The following is a 14,824-nucleotide window of genomic DNA, read 5'->3' as shown; positions in this document are numbered from 1 at the left end:
AGCGTCGGGCCCGTGACCGCAACGCCGCGCGAATTCGACATTGTGCTGTATGGGGCGACGGGCTTCGTCGGGAAACTGACCGCCGAATACCTGGCCGGCTCGGCGCCGGACAAGCGGATAGCACTGGCCGGCAGATCGGCCGACCGCCTACGCGCCATCCGCGACACGTTGGGCGAAGCGGCGCAGTCGTGGCCCATTGTGAACGCCGACGCTTCCTCGCCCTCGACGCTCGATGAGATGGCGGCCCGCACCCAGGTCGTCATCACCACGGTCGGGCCCTACACCCGCTATGGGTTGCCGCTGGTGGCCGCCTGCGCCGCCGCCGGCACCGACTACGCCGACCTGACCGGCGAGGCGATGTTCGTCCGCGACAGCATCGACCTGTATCACAAGCAGGCCGCGGACACCGGCGCGCGCATCGTGCACGCGTGCGGATTCGATTCCGTCCCTTCGGACCTCAGCGTGTACGCGCTGTACCGGGCCGCGCGCGACGGCGGCGCGGGAGAACTCGTCGACACCGACCTGGTGGTCCGCTCCTTCTCGGGCGGCATATCCGGGGGCACCGTCGCCTCGATGTTGGAAGTGCTGGACACCGCCTCGCGCGATCCCGACGCCCGCCGCCGACTCGCCGATCCGTACACCCTGACCACCGACCGCAGCGCCGAACCCGAGATCGGCCCCCAGCCCGATCTGCCCCTGCGCCGCGGTGGCCGGATCGCGCCGGAACTGAGCGGCCTGTGGACGGCGGGTTTCCTGATGGCGCCGTACAACACCCGAATCGTGCGGCGCAGCAATGCCTTGCTGGACTGGGCCTACGGCCGCCAGTTGCGTTACAGCGAAAGCATGAGCCTGGGCTCGTCGCCGCTGGCCCCGGTGGCGTCCGCTGTGGTGGGCGGGGTGGGTGCCGCCACCTTCGGACTGGGCAGCCGCTACTTCCGGTTGCTGCCGCGCCGGCTGGTGGAGCGCATCGTGCCCAAGCCCGGCACCGGCCCGAGCGAGAAGGCCCGGGAACGCGGCTACTACCGGATCGAGACGTTCACCACCACGACCACCGGCGCCCGGTTCGTGGCGCGCATGGAGCAGCGTGGGGACCCGGGCTACAAGGCGACTTCGGTGTTGTTGGGGGAGTGCGGCCTCGCGCTGGCGCTGGACCGCGACAAGCTCCCCGACCTGCACGGCGTCCTCACGCCCGCGGCAGCGATGGGCGACGCACTGCTGGACCGTTTCCCGGCCGCGGGCGTCACATTGGAGGTAGAGCGGCTGGCCTAGTGACCCGGGTCACGCATTTTGGGCGCTTACACGTGGGTAAACACCGCTCCCTAGAATTGACGGGTGACCGCCAGCCGCAGCCCCGCCACTGACCTGCCCAAGTCGTGGGACCCAGCTGCGGCCGAAAGCGCGATCTATCAGAAGTGGGTGGACGCGGGTTACTTCGCGGCGGACCCGAACAGCGCCAAGCCCGGGTATTCGATCGTGCTGCCCCCGCCGAACGTGACCGGCAGCCTGCACATGGGCCACGCGCTCGAGCACACCATGATGGACGCCCTGACGCGGCGCAAGCGAATGCAGGGCTACGAGGTGCTGTGGCAGCCGGGCATGGATCATGCCGGCATCGCGACGCAGAGCGTGGTCGAAAAGCAACTCGCAATCGACGGCAAGACCAAAGAGGACTTCGGCCGAGAGCTGTTCATCGAGAAGGTCTGGGACTGGAAGCGGGAGTCCGGCGGCGCCATCGGTGCCCAGATGCGCCGGCTCGGCGACGGCGTGGACTGGAGCCGCGACCGGTTCACCATGGACGAGGGGCTGTCCCGAGCGGTCCGGGCGATCTTCAAGCGCCTCTACGACGCCGGGCTGATCTATCGGGCCGAACGGCTGGTCAACTGGTCGCCGGTGCTGCAGACAGCCATCTCGGACATCGAGGTCGACTACCAGGAGGTGGAAGGCGAGCTGGTGTCGTTCCGGTACGGATCGATGGACGACTCGCAGCCACACATCGTGGTGGCCACCACCCGGATGGAAACGATGCTCGGCGATACCGCGATCGCGGTGCATCCCGACGACGAGCGCTACCGGCATCTGGTCGGCACCAACCTGCCGCACCCGTTCGTGGACCGTCAGCTCGTGGTGGTGGCCGACGAACACGTGGATCCCGAATTCGGTACCGGCGCAGTCAAAGTCACTCCCGCGCACGACCCCAATGACTTCGAGATCGGACTGCGCCATGAGCTGCCGATGATCTCGATCATGGACACCAAGGGCCGAATCACCGGCACCGGAACGCAATTCGACGGCATGGACCGATTCCAGGCCAGGGTCGCGGTGCGCGAGGCGCTGGCGGCGCAGGGCCGGATCACCGAGGAGAAGCGGCCCTACCTGCACAGCGTCGGACACTCCGAGCGCAGCGGCGAGCCGATCGAACCGCGGCTGTCGCTGCAGTGGTGGGTCCGGGTGGAATCGCTCGCCAAGGCCGCCGGCGACGCGGTGCGCAACGGCGACACCGTGATTCACCCCGCCAGCCTGGAGCCGCGGTGGTTCGCCTGGGTCGACGACATGCACGACTGGTGCATTTCGCGTCAGCTGTGGTGGGGTCACCGCATTCCGATCTGGTACGGCCCCAACGGCGAACAGCGTTGTGTTGGTCCCGACGAGACCCCGCCGGAGGGTTGGGAGCAGGACCCCGACGTGCTGGACACCTGGTTCTCCTCGGGGCTGTGGCCGTTCTCCACGTTGGGCTGGCCGGACAAGACCCCGGAGCTCGAGAAGTTCTATCCCACAAGCGTTCTGGTCACCGGTTACGACATCTTGTTCTTCTGGGTGGCCAGGATGATGATGTTCGGCACCTTCGTCGGCGACGACGAGGCCATCACCCTGGGCGGCCGCCGCGGCCCGCAGGTGCCGTTCACCGATGTCTTCCTGCACGGGCTGATCCGCGACGAGTCCGGCCGCAAGATGAGCAAGTCCAAGGGCAACGTCATCGATCCGCTGGACTGGGTGGACGCGTTCGGCGCCGACGCGCTGCGGTTCACGCTGGCGCGCGGCGCCAGCCCCGGCGGTGACCTCGCGGTCGGCGAAGATCACGTCCGGGCGTCGCGCAACTTCTGTACCAAGCTGTTCAACGCCACCCGCTACGCGCTGCTCAACGGCGCCAAGCTGGCCCCGCTGCCGCCGCCGGCCGAACTCACCGACGCCGACCGTTGGATCCTCGGCCGGCTGGAAGAGGTTCGCGCGGAAGTCGATTCGGCGTTCGACAGCTACGAGTTCAGTCGCGCCTGCGAGGCGCTCTACCACTTCGCGTGGGACGAATTCTGCGACTGGTACGTGGAATTGGCCAAAACCCAACTGGCCGAAGGGATCACGCACACCACGGCCGTGCTGGCGGCGACGCTGGACACCCTGCTGCGGTTGCTGCACCCGGTGATCCCCTTCATCACCGAGGCCCTGTGGCAGGCCCTCACCGGTGACGAGGCCCAACATGAGTCGCTGGTGATCGCCGACTGGCCGCAGCCGTCCGGTATCGGCCTGGATCAGGTTGCCGCGCAGCGGATTATCGACATGCAAAAGCTGGTGACCGAGGTGCGCCGGTTCCGCAGCGACCAAGGGCTGGCGGACCGGCAGAAGGTGCCGGCCCGGATGGCCGGCGTCGACGAATCCGATCTGGGCACCCAGGTGAGCGCGGTGACCTCGCTGGCGTGGCTCACCGCAGCGGGCCCGCAGTTCCAACCGTCGGCCTCGGTGGAGGTCCGGCTGGGCCGCGGGACGGTCGTCGTCGAGCTTGACACCTCGGGCACCATCGACGTCGCCGCCGAACGTCGCCGCCTGGAAAAGGACCTGGCCGCGGCGCACAAGGAGCTCGCGTCGACCACCGCCAAACTGGCCAACGAGGACTTCCTGGGCAAGGCGCCGCAACACGTCGTCGACAAGATCCGGGACCGTCAGCGCCTGGCCCAGGAGGAGACCGAGCGGATCAACGCGCGGCTAGCCGGGCTGCAGTGAGCGTTCGATGACCGAGCCCGAGTGGCCGCAGGACGAGGTTCCCACCGAGCTTCCCGACCCGGTCCCCACCCCCGACGAGATCGCGTCGCTGTTACAGGTCGAACACCTGCTGGATCAGCGCTGGCCGGAGACCAAGATCGAGCCCAGCCTGACCCGGATCAGCGCGTTGCTGGACCTGCTGGGCTCCCCGCAGCTGGCCTACCCGTCGATCCACGTGGCGGGCACCAACGGCAAGACCTCGGTGGCCCGGATGATCGACGCGCTGATCACCGCGCTGCACCGGCGCACCGGGCGCACCACCAGTCCGCACCTGCAATCGGCGGTCGAACGCATCTCGATCGACTCCAAGCCGATCAGCCCGGCCCAGTACGTGGCCACCTATCGCGAGATCGAGCCGTTCGTGCAGATGGTCGATGCGCAGTCACAGGCCGACGGTGGGCCGGCGATGAGCAAGTTCGAGGTGTTGACCGCGATGGCGTTCGCCGCATTCGCCGACGCCCCCGTCGACGTCGCGGTCGTCGAGGTCGGGATGGGCGGCCGCTGGGACGCCACCAACGTGCTCAACGCCCCGGTCGCCGTCATCACCCCGGTCTCCATCGACCACGTCGAATACCTGGGCGACGACCTCGCCGGCATCGCGGGGGAGAAAGCCGGCATCATCACCCGCGCGCCCGAGGGGGCGCCCGATACCGTGGCCGTCATCGCGCGTCAGGCGCCCGAGGCGATGGAAGTGTTGTTGGACCGAAGCGTGCAGGCCGACGCCGCGGTGGCCCGCGAGGATTCGGAGTTCACGGTGCTGGGCCGTCAGGTGGCGATCGGCGGGCAGGTGCTGCAGCTGCAGGGCCTCGGCGGGGTGTATTCGGATGTCTATCTGCCGCTGCACGGCGAACACCAGGCGCACAACGCCGTGCTGGCCCTCGCGGCTGTCGAGGCGTTTTTCGGCGCCGGTGCGCAGCGCCAGCTCGACGTCGACGCGGTTCGCGCCGGTTTCGCCGCCGTCGCCAGCCCCGGCCGGCTCGAGCGGATGCGCAGCGCCCCAACGGTATTCATCGACGCCGCGCACAATCCCGCCGGCGCGGCCGCGCTGGCGCAGACCCTGGCCGACGAGTTCGACTTCCGCTATCTCGTCGGGGTGCTCAGCGTGCTCGCCGATAAGGACGTCGACGGCATTCTCGCCGCCCTGCAGCCGGTGTTCGACGCCGTCGTGATCACGCACAACGGATCCCCGCGGGCACTCGATGTCGAATCGCTGGCCCTGGCCGCGCGCGAGCGGTTCGGGCCCGACCGCGTGAGCACCGCCGAGAACCTGCGCGACGCCATCGACGTCGCGACCGCGCTGGTGGATGACGCCGCGACCGACGGCCCGGCCGAAGCGTTCTCCGGTACCGGCATCGTCATCACCGGCTCGGTCGTCACCGCCGGGGCGGCCCGGACCCTATTCGGTCGTGATCCGCAATGACCGACGTCCCCGAGAACCCCGACGAGCAGGCCCCGGCGCCGCAGGCCGACCCGTGGCGGAGCTTTGGCGCGGTGATGGCGTTGACGCTGATCCTGGAAGCGATCGTGGTGTTGCTGGCGATCCCGGTGGTGGGTGCGGTCGGCGGCGGCCTGACGACGGTGTCGCTGAGCTACCTGATCGGGCTGGCCGTGCTGCTGATCCTGATGGCCGGCGTGCAGCGCAAACCCTGGGCGATCTGGGCCAACCTGGGGGTCCAGGCGATCCTGCTGGCCGGCTTCGCGGTCTATCCGGGGGTGGGGTTCATCGGCGTGCTGTTCACCGGGCTGTGGGCCCTGATCGCCTACTTCCGGGCCGAGGTCCGGCGCCGCCAGGGCTAGCGGCGCGGGTCGGCGATGACCTCCCGACCGCCGTCGCCCGACTCTTCGCCGCCCGGTTATGTACGCTGTCCGCCGTGACCGAACGGACATTGGTACTGATCAAGCCCGATGGCGTCCAGCGGCACCTGGTGGGGGAGATCATCGGCCGCATCGAGCGCAAAGGCCTCTCCATCACCGCGCTGGAGCTCCGGGCGGTCAGCCGCGACCTTGCCGCCCAGCACTACGCGGAGCACGAGGGCAAGCCGTTCTTCGACTCGCTGCTGGAGTTCATCACCTCCGGACCGGTGGTGGCGGCCATCGTGGAGGGGCCCCGCGCGATCGCCGCGTTTCGGCAGCTCGCGGGCGGGACCGACCCGGTGGAAAAGGCGATTCCCGGCACCATCCGCGGCGACTTCGGGCTCGAGACGCAGCTCAATCTGGTGCACGGGTCGGATTCCACCGAATCCGCGAAGCGGGAAATCGCGCTCTGGTTTCCCAACGCGTAGAGCTGCGGCGATGGCCGCCGCGGCGCGATCCGCAGCGACTTTGCTGGCGCGGGCTGGCTCAGGTGTGGCTGGGACCGCCACGTGATGTGGGATACTGGTCTCGGGTGAACGTCGCCGGACCGGCGACAGACACCCGAATGAAGACTTAGACAAGCGCGACCAATAGCCCCGTCGCCTTGGTTCGCTGCATGTCAGGCCGTCATTCAGCACGGCGCCGAGTGGGTCTGCGATCCTGGGCCGCTCGGGGCGAGACCATCACAAGTCCGGGAGAAGTGACCCGGGCCCATAGCGAAGCCCTCGCGTGGCCGCGTCGCAACGACGCGCCCGGGGGCTTGAGGAGAATACGTGGTAGACGGTGCACCGACTGCAGACCCATCAGAAGAATCGACTCGGCCGCAGGAACTGCCGGACCGCCTGAGAGTTCATTCGCTGGCCCGAACGCTGGGAACCACCAGCAAGCGGGTGCTGGACGCGCTCAGCGAGCTCGACGGGCGCATCCGCAGCGCGCATTCCACCGTGGACCGCGACGACGCGGTGCGGGTGCGAGACTTGCTGGCGGCCGCACAGCCCGCTGGAGCCCCGGAAGATGCGGACCCCGCGCCGGCGGCCGCAGCCGAGGAGCCCGAATCCCGGCTGCTGCTCGAGACCCCCGACACCGCCGCCGAGCGGCCGCATTACATGCCGTTGTTCGTCGCACCCCAGCCGATCGACGCCCGCGAGGACGACGCCGGCAGCGACGACGATGGCGACGACTCGGATGACGCCGACTCCGACGATGACGAGCAGGCCGACCGGCCGTCGAACAAGCGGCGCCGCCGCGGCCGCCGCGGTCGCGGTCGCGGACGCGGTGAGCAGGGCGGACCCGACGGCCAGGGCGACGACGGCGACGACGACGAGGGCCAACCGCGGGGTAGGAAGGGCGGCCAACCCGACTCCGGCGACGCCGAGGACTCCGACGGCCAGGACACCGACGACTCGGACGATTCCGACGACTCCGACAACGGTGACGACGGCTCGGCGGATGGCGGCAATCGGCGCCGCCGCCGGCGCCGCCGCCGCAAATCCGGATCCGGCGACGACAACGACGAGGGCTCGTCGCCCGACGATCCGCCGAACACCGTGGTGCACGAGCGCCCGCCCCGCAACGGCAAGGGCGGCGGCGGAGACGACTCCGCCAGCGCCAACAACGAGATCAAGGGCATCAACGGCTCGACGCGGCTAGAAGCCAAGCGGCAGCGGCGCCGGGACGGCCGCGATGCCGGCCGGCGCCGCCCCCCGGTGTTGACCGAGGCCGAATTCCTGGCCCGCCGCGAGGCCGTCGAGCGGATGATGGTCGTGCGCGACCGGGTCCGCACCGAGCCGCCGCACCAGGGCTCGCGCTACACCCAGATCGCGGTGCTCGAGGACGGCATCGTCGTCGAGCACTTCGTCACGTCGGCCGCGTCGGCCTCGCTGGTGGGCAACATCTACCTGGGCATCGTCCAGAACGTGCTGCCGTCGATGGAGGCGGCGTTCGTCGACATCGGCCGCGGCCGCAACGGTGTGCTCTATGCCGGTGAGGTCAACTGGGAAGCCGCCGGGCTCGGCGGATCCGACCGCAAGATCGAACAGGCGCTCAAACCGGGCGACTACGTCGTCGTCCAGGTCAGCAAGGACCCGGTCGGACACAAGGGCGCGCGGCTGACCACGCAGGTGTCACTGGCGGGCCGCTACCTGGTCTACGTGCCGGGGGCGTCGTCGACCGGGATCAGCCGCAAGCTGCCCGACACCGAACGTCAGCGGCTCAAAGAGATCCTGCGCGAAGTGGTGCCGTCCGACGCGGGTGTGATCATCCGCACGGCGTCCGAGGGCGTCAAAGAAGAGGACATCCGCAGCGACGTCACCCGCCTGCAGGAGCGCTGGCAACAGATCGAGGCCAAGGCCATCGAGATCAAGGAGAAGGCCGCCGGCGCCGCGGTGGCGCTCTACGAAGAGCCCGACGTGCTGGTCAAGGTCATCCGCGACCTGTTCAACGAGGACTTCGCCGGCCTCATCGTGTCCGGTGAAGAAGCCTGGACCACCATCAACGATTACGTGAATTCGGTTGCGCCCGACCTGGTTTCGAAGCTGAACAAATACGAAACCGCCGAGAACGGTCCCGATGTGTTCGCGGTGCACCGCATCGACGAGCAACTCGCCAAGGCGATGGAACGCAAGGTGTGGCTGCCCTCGGGCGGCACGCTGGTGATCGACCGGACCGAGGCCATGACGGTGGTCGACGTCAACACCGGCAAGTTCACCGGGTCCGGCGGCAACCTCGAGCAGACGGTCACCAAGAACAACCTCGAGGCGGCCGAGGAGATCGTGCGCCAGCTGCGGCTGCGCGACATCGGCGGCATCGTGGTCATCGACTTCATCGACATGGTGCTCGAGTCCAACCGCGACCTGGTGCTGCGCCGGCTGACCGAGGCGCTGGCCCGCGACCGCACCCGCCATCAGGTGTCCGAGGTGACGTCGCTTGGCCTGGTCCAGCTGACCCGCAAGCGGTTGGGCACCGGCCTGATCGAGGCCTTCTCGACGTCGTGTCCGAATTGCGGTGGCCGCGGGATCCTGCTGCACGCCGACCCGGTGGACTCGGCCTCGTCGAACGGGCGCAAGTCCGAATCCGGTGGCGGCGGCCGCCGGGGCCGGCGCAAGAAGAACAAGGCCGAAGAGCAGGTGGTGGCCAAGGTGCCCGCCCACGCGCCGGGCGAGCATCCGATGTTCAAGGCGATGGCCGCCGGCTCCTCGACGCAGGGCGACTCCGAGGACGACTCCGACGAGGCCACTGAAGCCGCCGACGAGCTGGAGCAGAAGAAGGCGGCGCGCGGCGTCGAGGACACCGACCAAGAGGACTTCGACGAGGACACCGACGACGAGGACACCGACGACGAGGACGACGAGGACTCGGACGATGAGGACTCGGACGATGAAGACACCGACGACGAGGACTCGGACGACGACGACCTCGACGACGACGAGGACATCGACGACGAAGAGGACCTCGGCGACGACGATGAGGATCTCGAGCTCGACGACGACGACGAGGACCTGGACACCGAGGACGACGATTCCGACGACACCGACGCCGGCCAGTTCTCCGGTGGGGCCGAACAGGCCGGACCGGCTCGGCCCCGACGCAGGCGCGCTGCGGGCCGGCCGGCCGGCCCGCCGATCCACGCGGACTGAGCTGGTCATGCCCGGTTTGACCCTGTAGCCGCTGGTCACGTACCCTTGGACAGTTGTCGTCAGGCCGGACGAGGAAAACTTCGGCCGGCGGCAGCGGGACTCCCGGGTAATCGGCGCAGGCCCGCACCCAGACCCACCACGTGCACCGCGGCTGGTTGGCGCGCGACGCGCAGAGCAGCGGCTAGAAGAAGGAGCAGAACGACGATGGCGACCTACGCAATCGTGAAGACGGGCGGCAAGCAGTACAAGGTCGCCGTCGGGGACGTCGTCAAGGTCGAGAAGCTCGAATCCGAGCCCGGCTCGAACGTGTCGCTGCCGGTTGCCCTGGTGGTGGACGGCGCCAAGGTGACCACCGACGCGGCCGCGCTGGCCAAGGTCGCGGTGACCGGCGAGGTGCTCGAGCACACCAAGGGTCCCAAGATCCGCATCCACAAGTTCAGGAACAAGACCGGCTACCACAAGCGTCAGGGACACCGTCAGCAGCTGACGGTCCTGAAGGTCACCGGGATCAAGTAGCGAAGGCGGCAGAGATGGCACACAAGAAGGGCGCTTCCAGCTCGCGCAACGGTCGCGATTCCGCCGCGCAGCGGCTGGGCGTGAAGCGATTCGGCGGCCAGGTCGTCAAGGCGGGCGAGATCATCGTCCGGCAGCGCGGCACCAAGTTCCACCCGGGCGTGGGCGTCGGGCGTGGCGGGGACGACACGTTGTTCGCCAAGGAGGCCGGCGCCGTCGAGTTCGGCATCAAGCGCGGCCGCAAGACCGTCAACATCGTGGCCGCCGGGCAAGCCACCGACTGAGGTGTGTTTCCGGGCCCAGCCCGGTGATTTCGGCGCCCGGTGGTAGGTGAGAGGACCCACGATGCCTCGGTTCGTCGACCGCGTCGTCATCCATGCGCGTGCCGGTGCCGGTGGTAACGGATGCGCCTCCGTCCATCGCGAGAAGTTCAAGCCGCTCGGAGGCCCCGACGGCGGTAACGGCGGGCGCGGCGGCAGCATCGTGTTCGTCGTCGATCCGCAGGTGCACACCCTGCTCGACTTCCATTTCCACCCCCACGTCACCGCCCCGTCGGGCAAGCAGGGCATGGGCAACAATCGCGACGGCGCCGCCGGCGCCGACCTGGAAGTCAAAGTGCCCGACGGCACCGTCGTCCTCGACGAAAACGGTCGGCTGCTCGCCGACCTGGTCGGCGCGGGCACCCGGTTCGAAGCGGCCGCGGGTGGACGCGGCGGGCTGGGCAACGCCGCACTCGCCTCGCGGGCCCGCAAGGCTCCCGGCTTTGCGCTGCTGGGCGAGCAGGGCCAGACCCGCGACCTGACGCTGGAACTCAAGACCGTGGCCGACGCCGGCCTGATCGGTTTTCCCTCGGCCGGCAAATCTTCGCTGGTGTCCACGATCTCGGCCGCCAAGCCCAAGATCGCCGACTATCCGTTCACCACGCTGGTGCCCAACCTCGGGGTGGTATCGGCGGGCGAACACACCTTCACCGTTGCCGACGTGCCCGGCCTGATCCCGGGTGCATCGCAGGGCCGCGGCCTGGGCCTGGATTTCCTCCGCCACATCGAGCGGTGCGCCGTGCTGGTGCACGTCGTCGACTGCGCCACCGCGGATCCCGGCCGTGACCCCATCTCCGACATCGATGCGCTGGAGGCCGAACTCGCCGCGTATACGCCCACCCTGCAAGGGGATGCGGCACTGGGTGATCTGACCGAGCGGCCCCGCGCCGTAGTGCTCAACAAGATCGACGTCCCCGAGGCGCGCGAGCTTGCCGAGTTTGTCCGTGACGAGATCGCCCAGCGCGGCTGGCCGGTGTTCCTGGTGTCGACCGTGGCACGAGAAGGCCTGCAGCCGTTGATATTCGGGCTGTGGCAGATCATCTCGGACTATAAGGCGGCCCAGCCCGAGATCGTGCCGCGGCGCCCGGTGATCCGGCCGGTACCCGTCGACGACAGCGGCTTCAGTGTGCAGCCGGATCCCCAGCAGCCCGGCGCCTTCGTGGTCAGCGGCGCACGCCCCGAACGCTGGATCCGCCAGACCAACTTCGACAACGACGAGGCCGTGGGATATCTGGCCGACCGGTTGGCGCGCCTCGGCGTCGAAGAGGAGTTGCTGCGGCTGGGCGCGCGGCCGGGCTGCGCAGTGACCATCGGGGACATGACGTTCGATTGGGAGCCGCAAACGCCTGCGGGACAACAGGTTGCGCTATCCGGTCGCGGAACCGACACGAGGCTGGAGCGCACCGAGCGCGTCGGCGCGGCCGAACGCAAGGCCGCCCGGCGCCAGCGGCGCGCCGGCGACGATGCAGAGCGCAGCGATGCTGAGGAGCGGCGCAGAACCAGAGTACGCGGTGAGGAGCAGTGACCGCGCACCGCGACGTCATCCGCACTGCGCGCAGCCTGGTGGTCAAGGTGGGCACCAACGCGCTGACCACACCGGCCGGGGTGTTCGACGCGGGCCGGCTGGCCGGGCTCGCCGACGCGATCGAGGCCCGGATGAAGGCGGGGACCGACGTCGTCATCGTGTCGTCGGGAGCCATCGCCGCCGGCATCGAGCCGCTCGGATTATCCCGTCGGCCAAGGGATTTGGCGACCAAACAGGCCGCGGCCAGCGTCGGTCAGGTCGCGCTGGTGAATTCGTGGAGCGCCGCGTTCGCCCGCTATGGCCGCACGGTCGGCCAGGTGCTGCTGAGCGCGCACGACATCTCGATGCGGGCCCAGCACACCAACGCCCAGCGCACGCTGGATCGGCTGCGCGCCCTGCATGCGGTGGCGATCGTCAACGAGAACGACACGGTGGCCACCAACGAGATCCGGTTCGGTGACAACGACCGGCTTTCGGCGCTGGTGGCTCACCTGGTCGGCGCCGAGGCGCTGGTGTTGCTGTCCGACATCGACGGACTCTACGACGCGGATCCCCGAAAGACCGAAGGCGCCAGGTTCATCGCGGAAGTGTCCAGCTCCGCGGATCTGATCGGTGTAATCGCCGGCCCCGGAAGCGATTTGGGCACCGGCGGCATGACCTCCAAGATGTCGTCGGCGCTGCTGGCCGCCGATGCCGGTGTGCCGGTGTTGCTGGCAGCCGCCGCCGACGCCGCGACCGCGCTCACCGACGCTTCGGTCGGCACGGTGTTCGCGGCACGCCCGGTGCGGATGTCGGCCCGGCGGTTCTGGGTGCGTTACGCCGCCGAGGCTGCCGGTGCCCTGACCCTGGACGAGGGTGCGGTGCGCGCGGTGGTGCGCCAGCGTCGCTCGCTGCTGCCCGCCGGGATCACCGCGGTCTCGGGCCGCTTTTACGCCGGCGACGTGGTCGAGTTGCGCGACCCGGACGGGGTGATGGTGGCCCGCGGTGTGGTCGCCTACGACGCGACCGAACTGGTCACCATGATGGGCCGCTCGACCTCCGAGCTGCCCGGCGAGTTGCGCAGGCCCGCGGTGCACGCCGACGATTTGGTGGCGGTGTAGGAGGTCCCCGGCGGACGCCGCCTCGGGACCCATGACGACCTTCCGGAACGAACTAGCGCATGTGCTAGCGCAATTGCGGCGGTCGGGTCAGTGCTCCGAGATGGGCTTGAGATACAGTGCGCCCCAGACGATCTCGGCCAGGGTGGCGGCCAGTTCGGCGTCGTAGTCGCCGGGCTTGGTCGGGAGGTTCTGCTGGCAGGCCCGTTCGACCATCCACGTCAGCGCGCTGGCCGTGGTGAGCGCGGCCAGTTCCGGGCGGATCGAGCCGTCCGCCTGGCCGTCTTCGATGACGTGGGTGAGCTGCTCGGAGATGCCGGTCAGCAGTTCGCGATACGTGTCCGCCGTCAGCGGGTCGTAGGCGGCCATCTCGTTGAGCGCGACCAGCACCGCCTGGTGGCGCCGGTAGGTGGCGATGATGCGGCTCATCGCGGTCCGCACGTCCTCGGGGTCACGGCGCCCGGCCACGCTCCACCAACTCCGCGCGCCGTCGGTCAGATCGCCGAATACCTGGCCCGCAAGCCGGCGCAGCAGATGCCCCTTGTCCTCGAAGTAGATGTAGAAGCTGGCCCGGGAGATGCCGGCCTCACCGGAGAGCCGATCCACGCTGAGTTCGGTGAAGCTCGCGCCGTCGCGCATCAGCCGTTCGGTGGCGTCCAGCAGCCGGCGCTCCATCCGCTCGCGCCGCTGCTCGCGGCCCAGGCTGCGGTTGCCCTGCGGCTTGCGGGTGAGCGACGGCATGCGCCGAGCATAACCGAGTACTCGACATATTGACTAGACAGATTGTCTAGGCATATCGTCGCAGGGAGCCTGTGACCGGTGTCATACGAGACGGAGGATCACCACCATGGCCGTGCTGACGGGTAAGTCCGGGACCGACAAGTCCGGCCGTGCCTACGACGAGATCGATCTGTCCTCGCGCGCGTTCTGGTCCACCACCGCGGCCGATCGGGAGCGCTCCTTTGCCGTGCTGCGGGCCGAGCGGCCGGTGAGCTGGCATCCACCGGTCGAGGATTCGCTGATGCCCGATCCGGCCGACCCCGGCTTCTGGGCGGTCACCCGGCGCTCCGACATCGTCGCGGTGAGCCGCAACAACGACGTCTTCCTGTCCGGCCACGGGGTGATGTTCGAGAGCATCCCGGTGGAGCTGCTCGAGGCGTCGCAGTCGTTCCTGGCGATGGACCCGCCGCGACACACCAAGCTGCGCAAGCTCGCTCACGCCGCGCTGAGCCCCCGCCAGGTCCGCCGCATCGAAGACTCGATCAAGGCCAACGCCAAGACCATCGTCGAAGAGCTCCGATCCGCAGGCAGCGGCGCGGATTTCGTCGACCACTGCGCCAAGGAACTGCCCATCCGCACCCTGTCGGACATGATGGGGATTCCGGAATCCGAACGTGAGCGCATGGCGCACGCCACCGATGCCCTGGTCTCCTGGGCGGACCCGCAGTTCCTCGCCGGACGCCCGGCGCTGGAGGTCCTGTTGGAAAACCAAATGTATCTGCACCAAGTCGTCGGCACGCTGGCCACCGAACGTCGCGAACACCCGGGTGACGACCTGATCAGCAGCCTGGTCACCGCCGAAGTCGACGGCGACCGGCTCGAAGACGCGGAGGTGGCGGCGTTCTTCGTCCTGCTGTCGGTGGCGGGCAACGACACCACCCGTCAGACCATCAGTCATACCCTGCGGGCGCTCACCGGATGAACTCCTCGATGGCCGTGCCGATTCGGTTGTCGAAATCCTCGAGCAGCCATGCCTTCTCGCGGGGAAAATCGGTGAGCGCCCGCAGGGTATGACTGATGGTCTGACGGGTGGTGTCGTTGCCCGCCACCGACAGCAGGACGAAGAAC

General features: G+C 68.9%; 11 protein-coding genes and 2 pseudogenes. 11 read left to right on the top strand and 2 right to left on the bottom strand.

The window, feature by feature from the left end; translation table 11 throughout:
* Positions 1–12 precede the first annotated feature (12 nt).
* The 10 genes from A5622_RS00925 (at position 13) to proB (ending at position 12,979) form a co-directional block, all read left to right on the top strand.
* Positions 13–1,269 carry a trans-acting enoyl reductase family protein gene (locus tag A5622_RS00925; protein ID WP_066876075.1) on the top strand — a complete coding sequence of 419 codons (1,257 nt, stop codon included), beginning with the start codon at positions 13–15 and terminating at the stop codon, positions 1,267–1,269.
* A 63-nt stretch (positions 1,270–1,332) separates the two neighbouring features.
* Positions 1,333–3,993 (top strand): valine--tRNA ligase, encoded by a 2,661-nt coding sequence (locus A5622_RS00920; protein WP_066876073.1) that lies wholly within the window; start codon positions 1,333–1,335, stop codon positions 3,991–3,993.
* A 7-nt stretch (positions 3,994–4,000) separates the two neighbouring features.
* Positions 4,001–5,452, top strand: coding sequence for a folylpolyglutamate synthase/dihydrofolate synthase family protein (locus A5622_RS00915; RefSeq protein ID WP_066876071.1), 1,452 nt, complete (start codon positions 4,001–4,003; stop codon positions 5,450–5,452).
* Positions 5,449–5,829 (top strand): DUF4233 domain-containing protein, encoded by a 381-nt coding sequence (locus tag A5622_RS00910; protein ID WP_066876070.1) that lies wholly within the window; start codon positions 5,449–5,451, stop codon positions 5,827–5,829. Before A5622_RS00915 ends, A5622_RS00910 begins: the two co-directional genes overlap by 4 nt.
* 74 nt (positions 5,830–5,903) lie before the next feature.
* Positions 5,904–6,314 carry a nucleoside-diphosphate kinase gene (gene ndk, locus A5622_RS00905; protein WP_066876069.1) on the top strand — a complete coding sequence of 137 codons (411 nt, stop codon included), beginning with the start codon at positions 5,904–5,906 and terminating at the stop codon, positions 6,312–6,314.
* 345 nt (positions 6,315–6,659) lie between these two features.
* A complete protein-coding gene (locus A5622_RS00900) occupies positions 6,660–9,521 on the top strand; it encodes an Rne/Rng family ribonuclease (protein WP_066876068.1) in 2,862 nt (953 codons plus the stop codon).
* A gap of 204 nt (positions 9,522–9,725) precedes the next feature.
* Positions 9,726–10,037, top strand: a complete 312-nt coding sequence (gene rplU, locus A5622_RS00895) for a 50S ribosomal protein L21 (protein ID WP_007769829.1) — start codon at positions 9,726–9,728, stop codon at positions 10,035–10,037.
* Positions 10,038–10,051: 14 nt separating this feature from the next.
* Positions 10,052–10,318: a 50S ribosomal protein L27 gene (gene rpmA / locus A5622_RS00890; protein ID WP_008255217.1), complete on the top strand. Its 267-nt coding sequence runs from the start codon at positions 10,052–10,054 to the stop codon at positions 10,316–10,318.
* A gap of 61 nt (positions 10,319–10,379) precedes the next feature.
* Positions 10,380–11,879, top strand: a complete 1,500-nt coding sequence (gene obgE / locus A5622_RS00885; protein ID WP_066867063.1) for a GTPase ObgE — start codon at positions 10,380–10,382, stop codon at positions 11,877–11,879.
* Positions 11,876–12,979, top strand: a complete 1,104-nt coding sequence (gene proB / locus A5622_RS00880; protein ID WP_066867065.1) for a glutamate 5-kinase — start codon at positions 11,876–11,878, stop codon at positions 12,977–12,979. The genes obgE and proB overlap by 4 nt, the downstream gene beginning before the upstream one ends.
* Before the next feature lie 87 nt (positions 12,980–13,066).
* Here the strand turns inward: proB and A5622_RS00875 are convergent, their stop codons facing one another.
* The gene (locus A5622_RS00875; protein WP_066867067.1) at positions 13,067–13,717 is read right to left on the bottom strand and encodes a TetR/AcrR family transcriptional regulator; all 651 of its coding nucleotides are present in this window, start codon (positions 13,715–13,717) and stop codon (positions 13,067–13,069) included.
* A gap of 106 nt (positions 13,718–13,823) precedes the next feature.
* On the opposite strand from A5622_RS00875, the pseudogene A5622_RS00870 reads away from it, so the two are divergent.
* Positions 13,824–14,672, top strand: a pseudogene (locus A5622_RS00870) (cytochrome P450); the annotation flags it as partial.
* On the opposite strand, the pseudogene A5622_RS28805 reads toward A5622_RS00870, so the two are convergent.
* Positions 14,671–14,824: pseudogene (locus A5622_RS28805) on the bottom strand (cytochrome P450); the annotation flags it as partial. The pseudogenes A5622_RS00870 and A5622_RS28805 overlap by 2 nt on opposite strands.

This window comes from Mycobacterium sp. 1245801.1 (genome assembly GCF_001673055.1).
Classification (GTDB): Bacteria; Actinomycetota; Actinomycetes; order Mycobacteriales; family Mycobacteriaceae; genus Mycobacterium; species Mycobacterium europaeum_A.
This window is presented reverse-complemented; position numbering and strand designations above follow the sequence as displayed.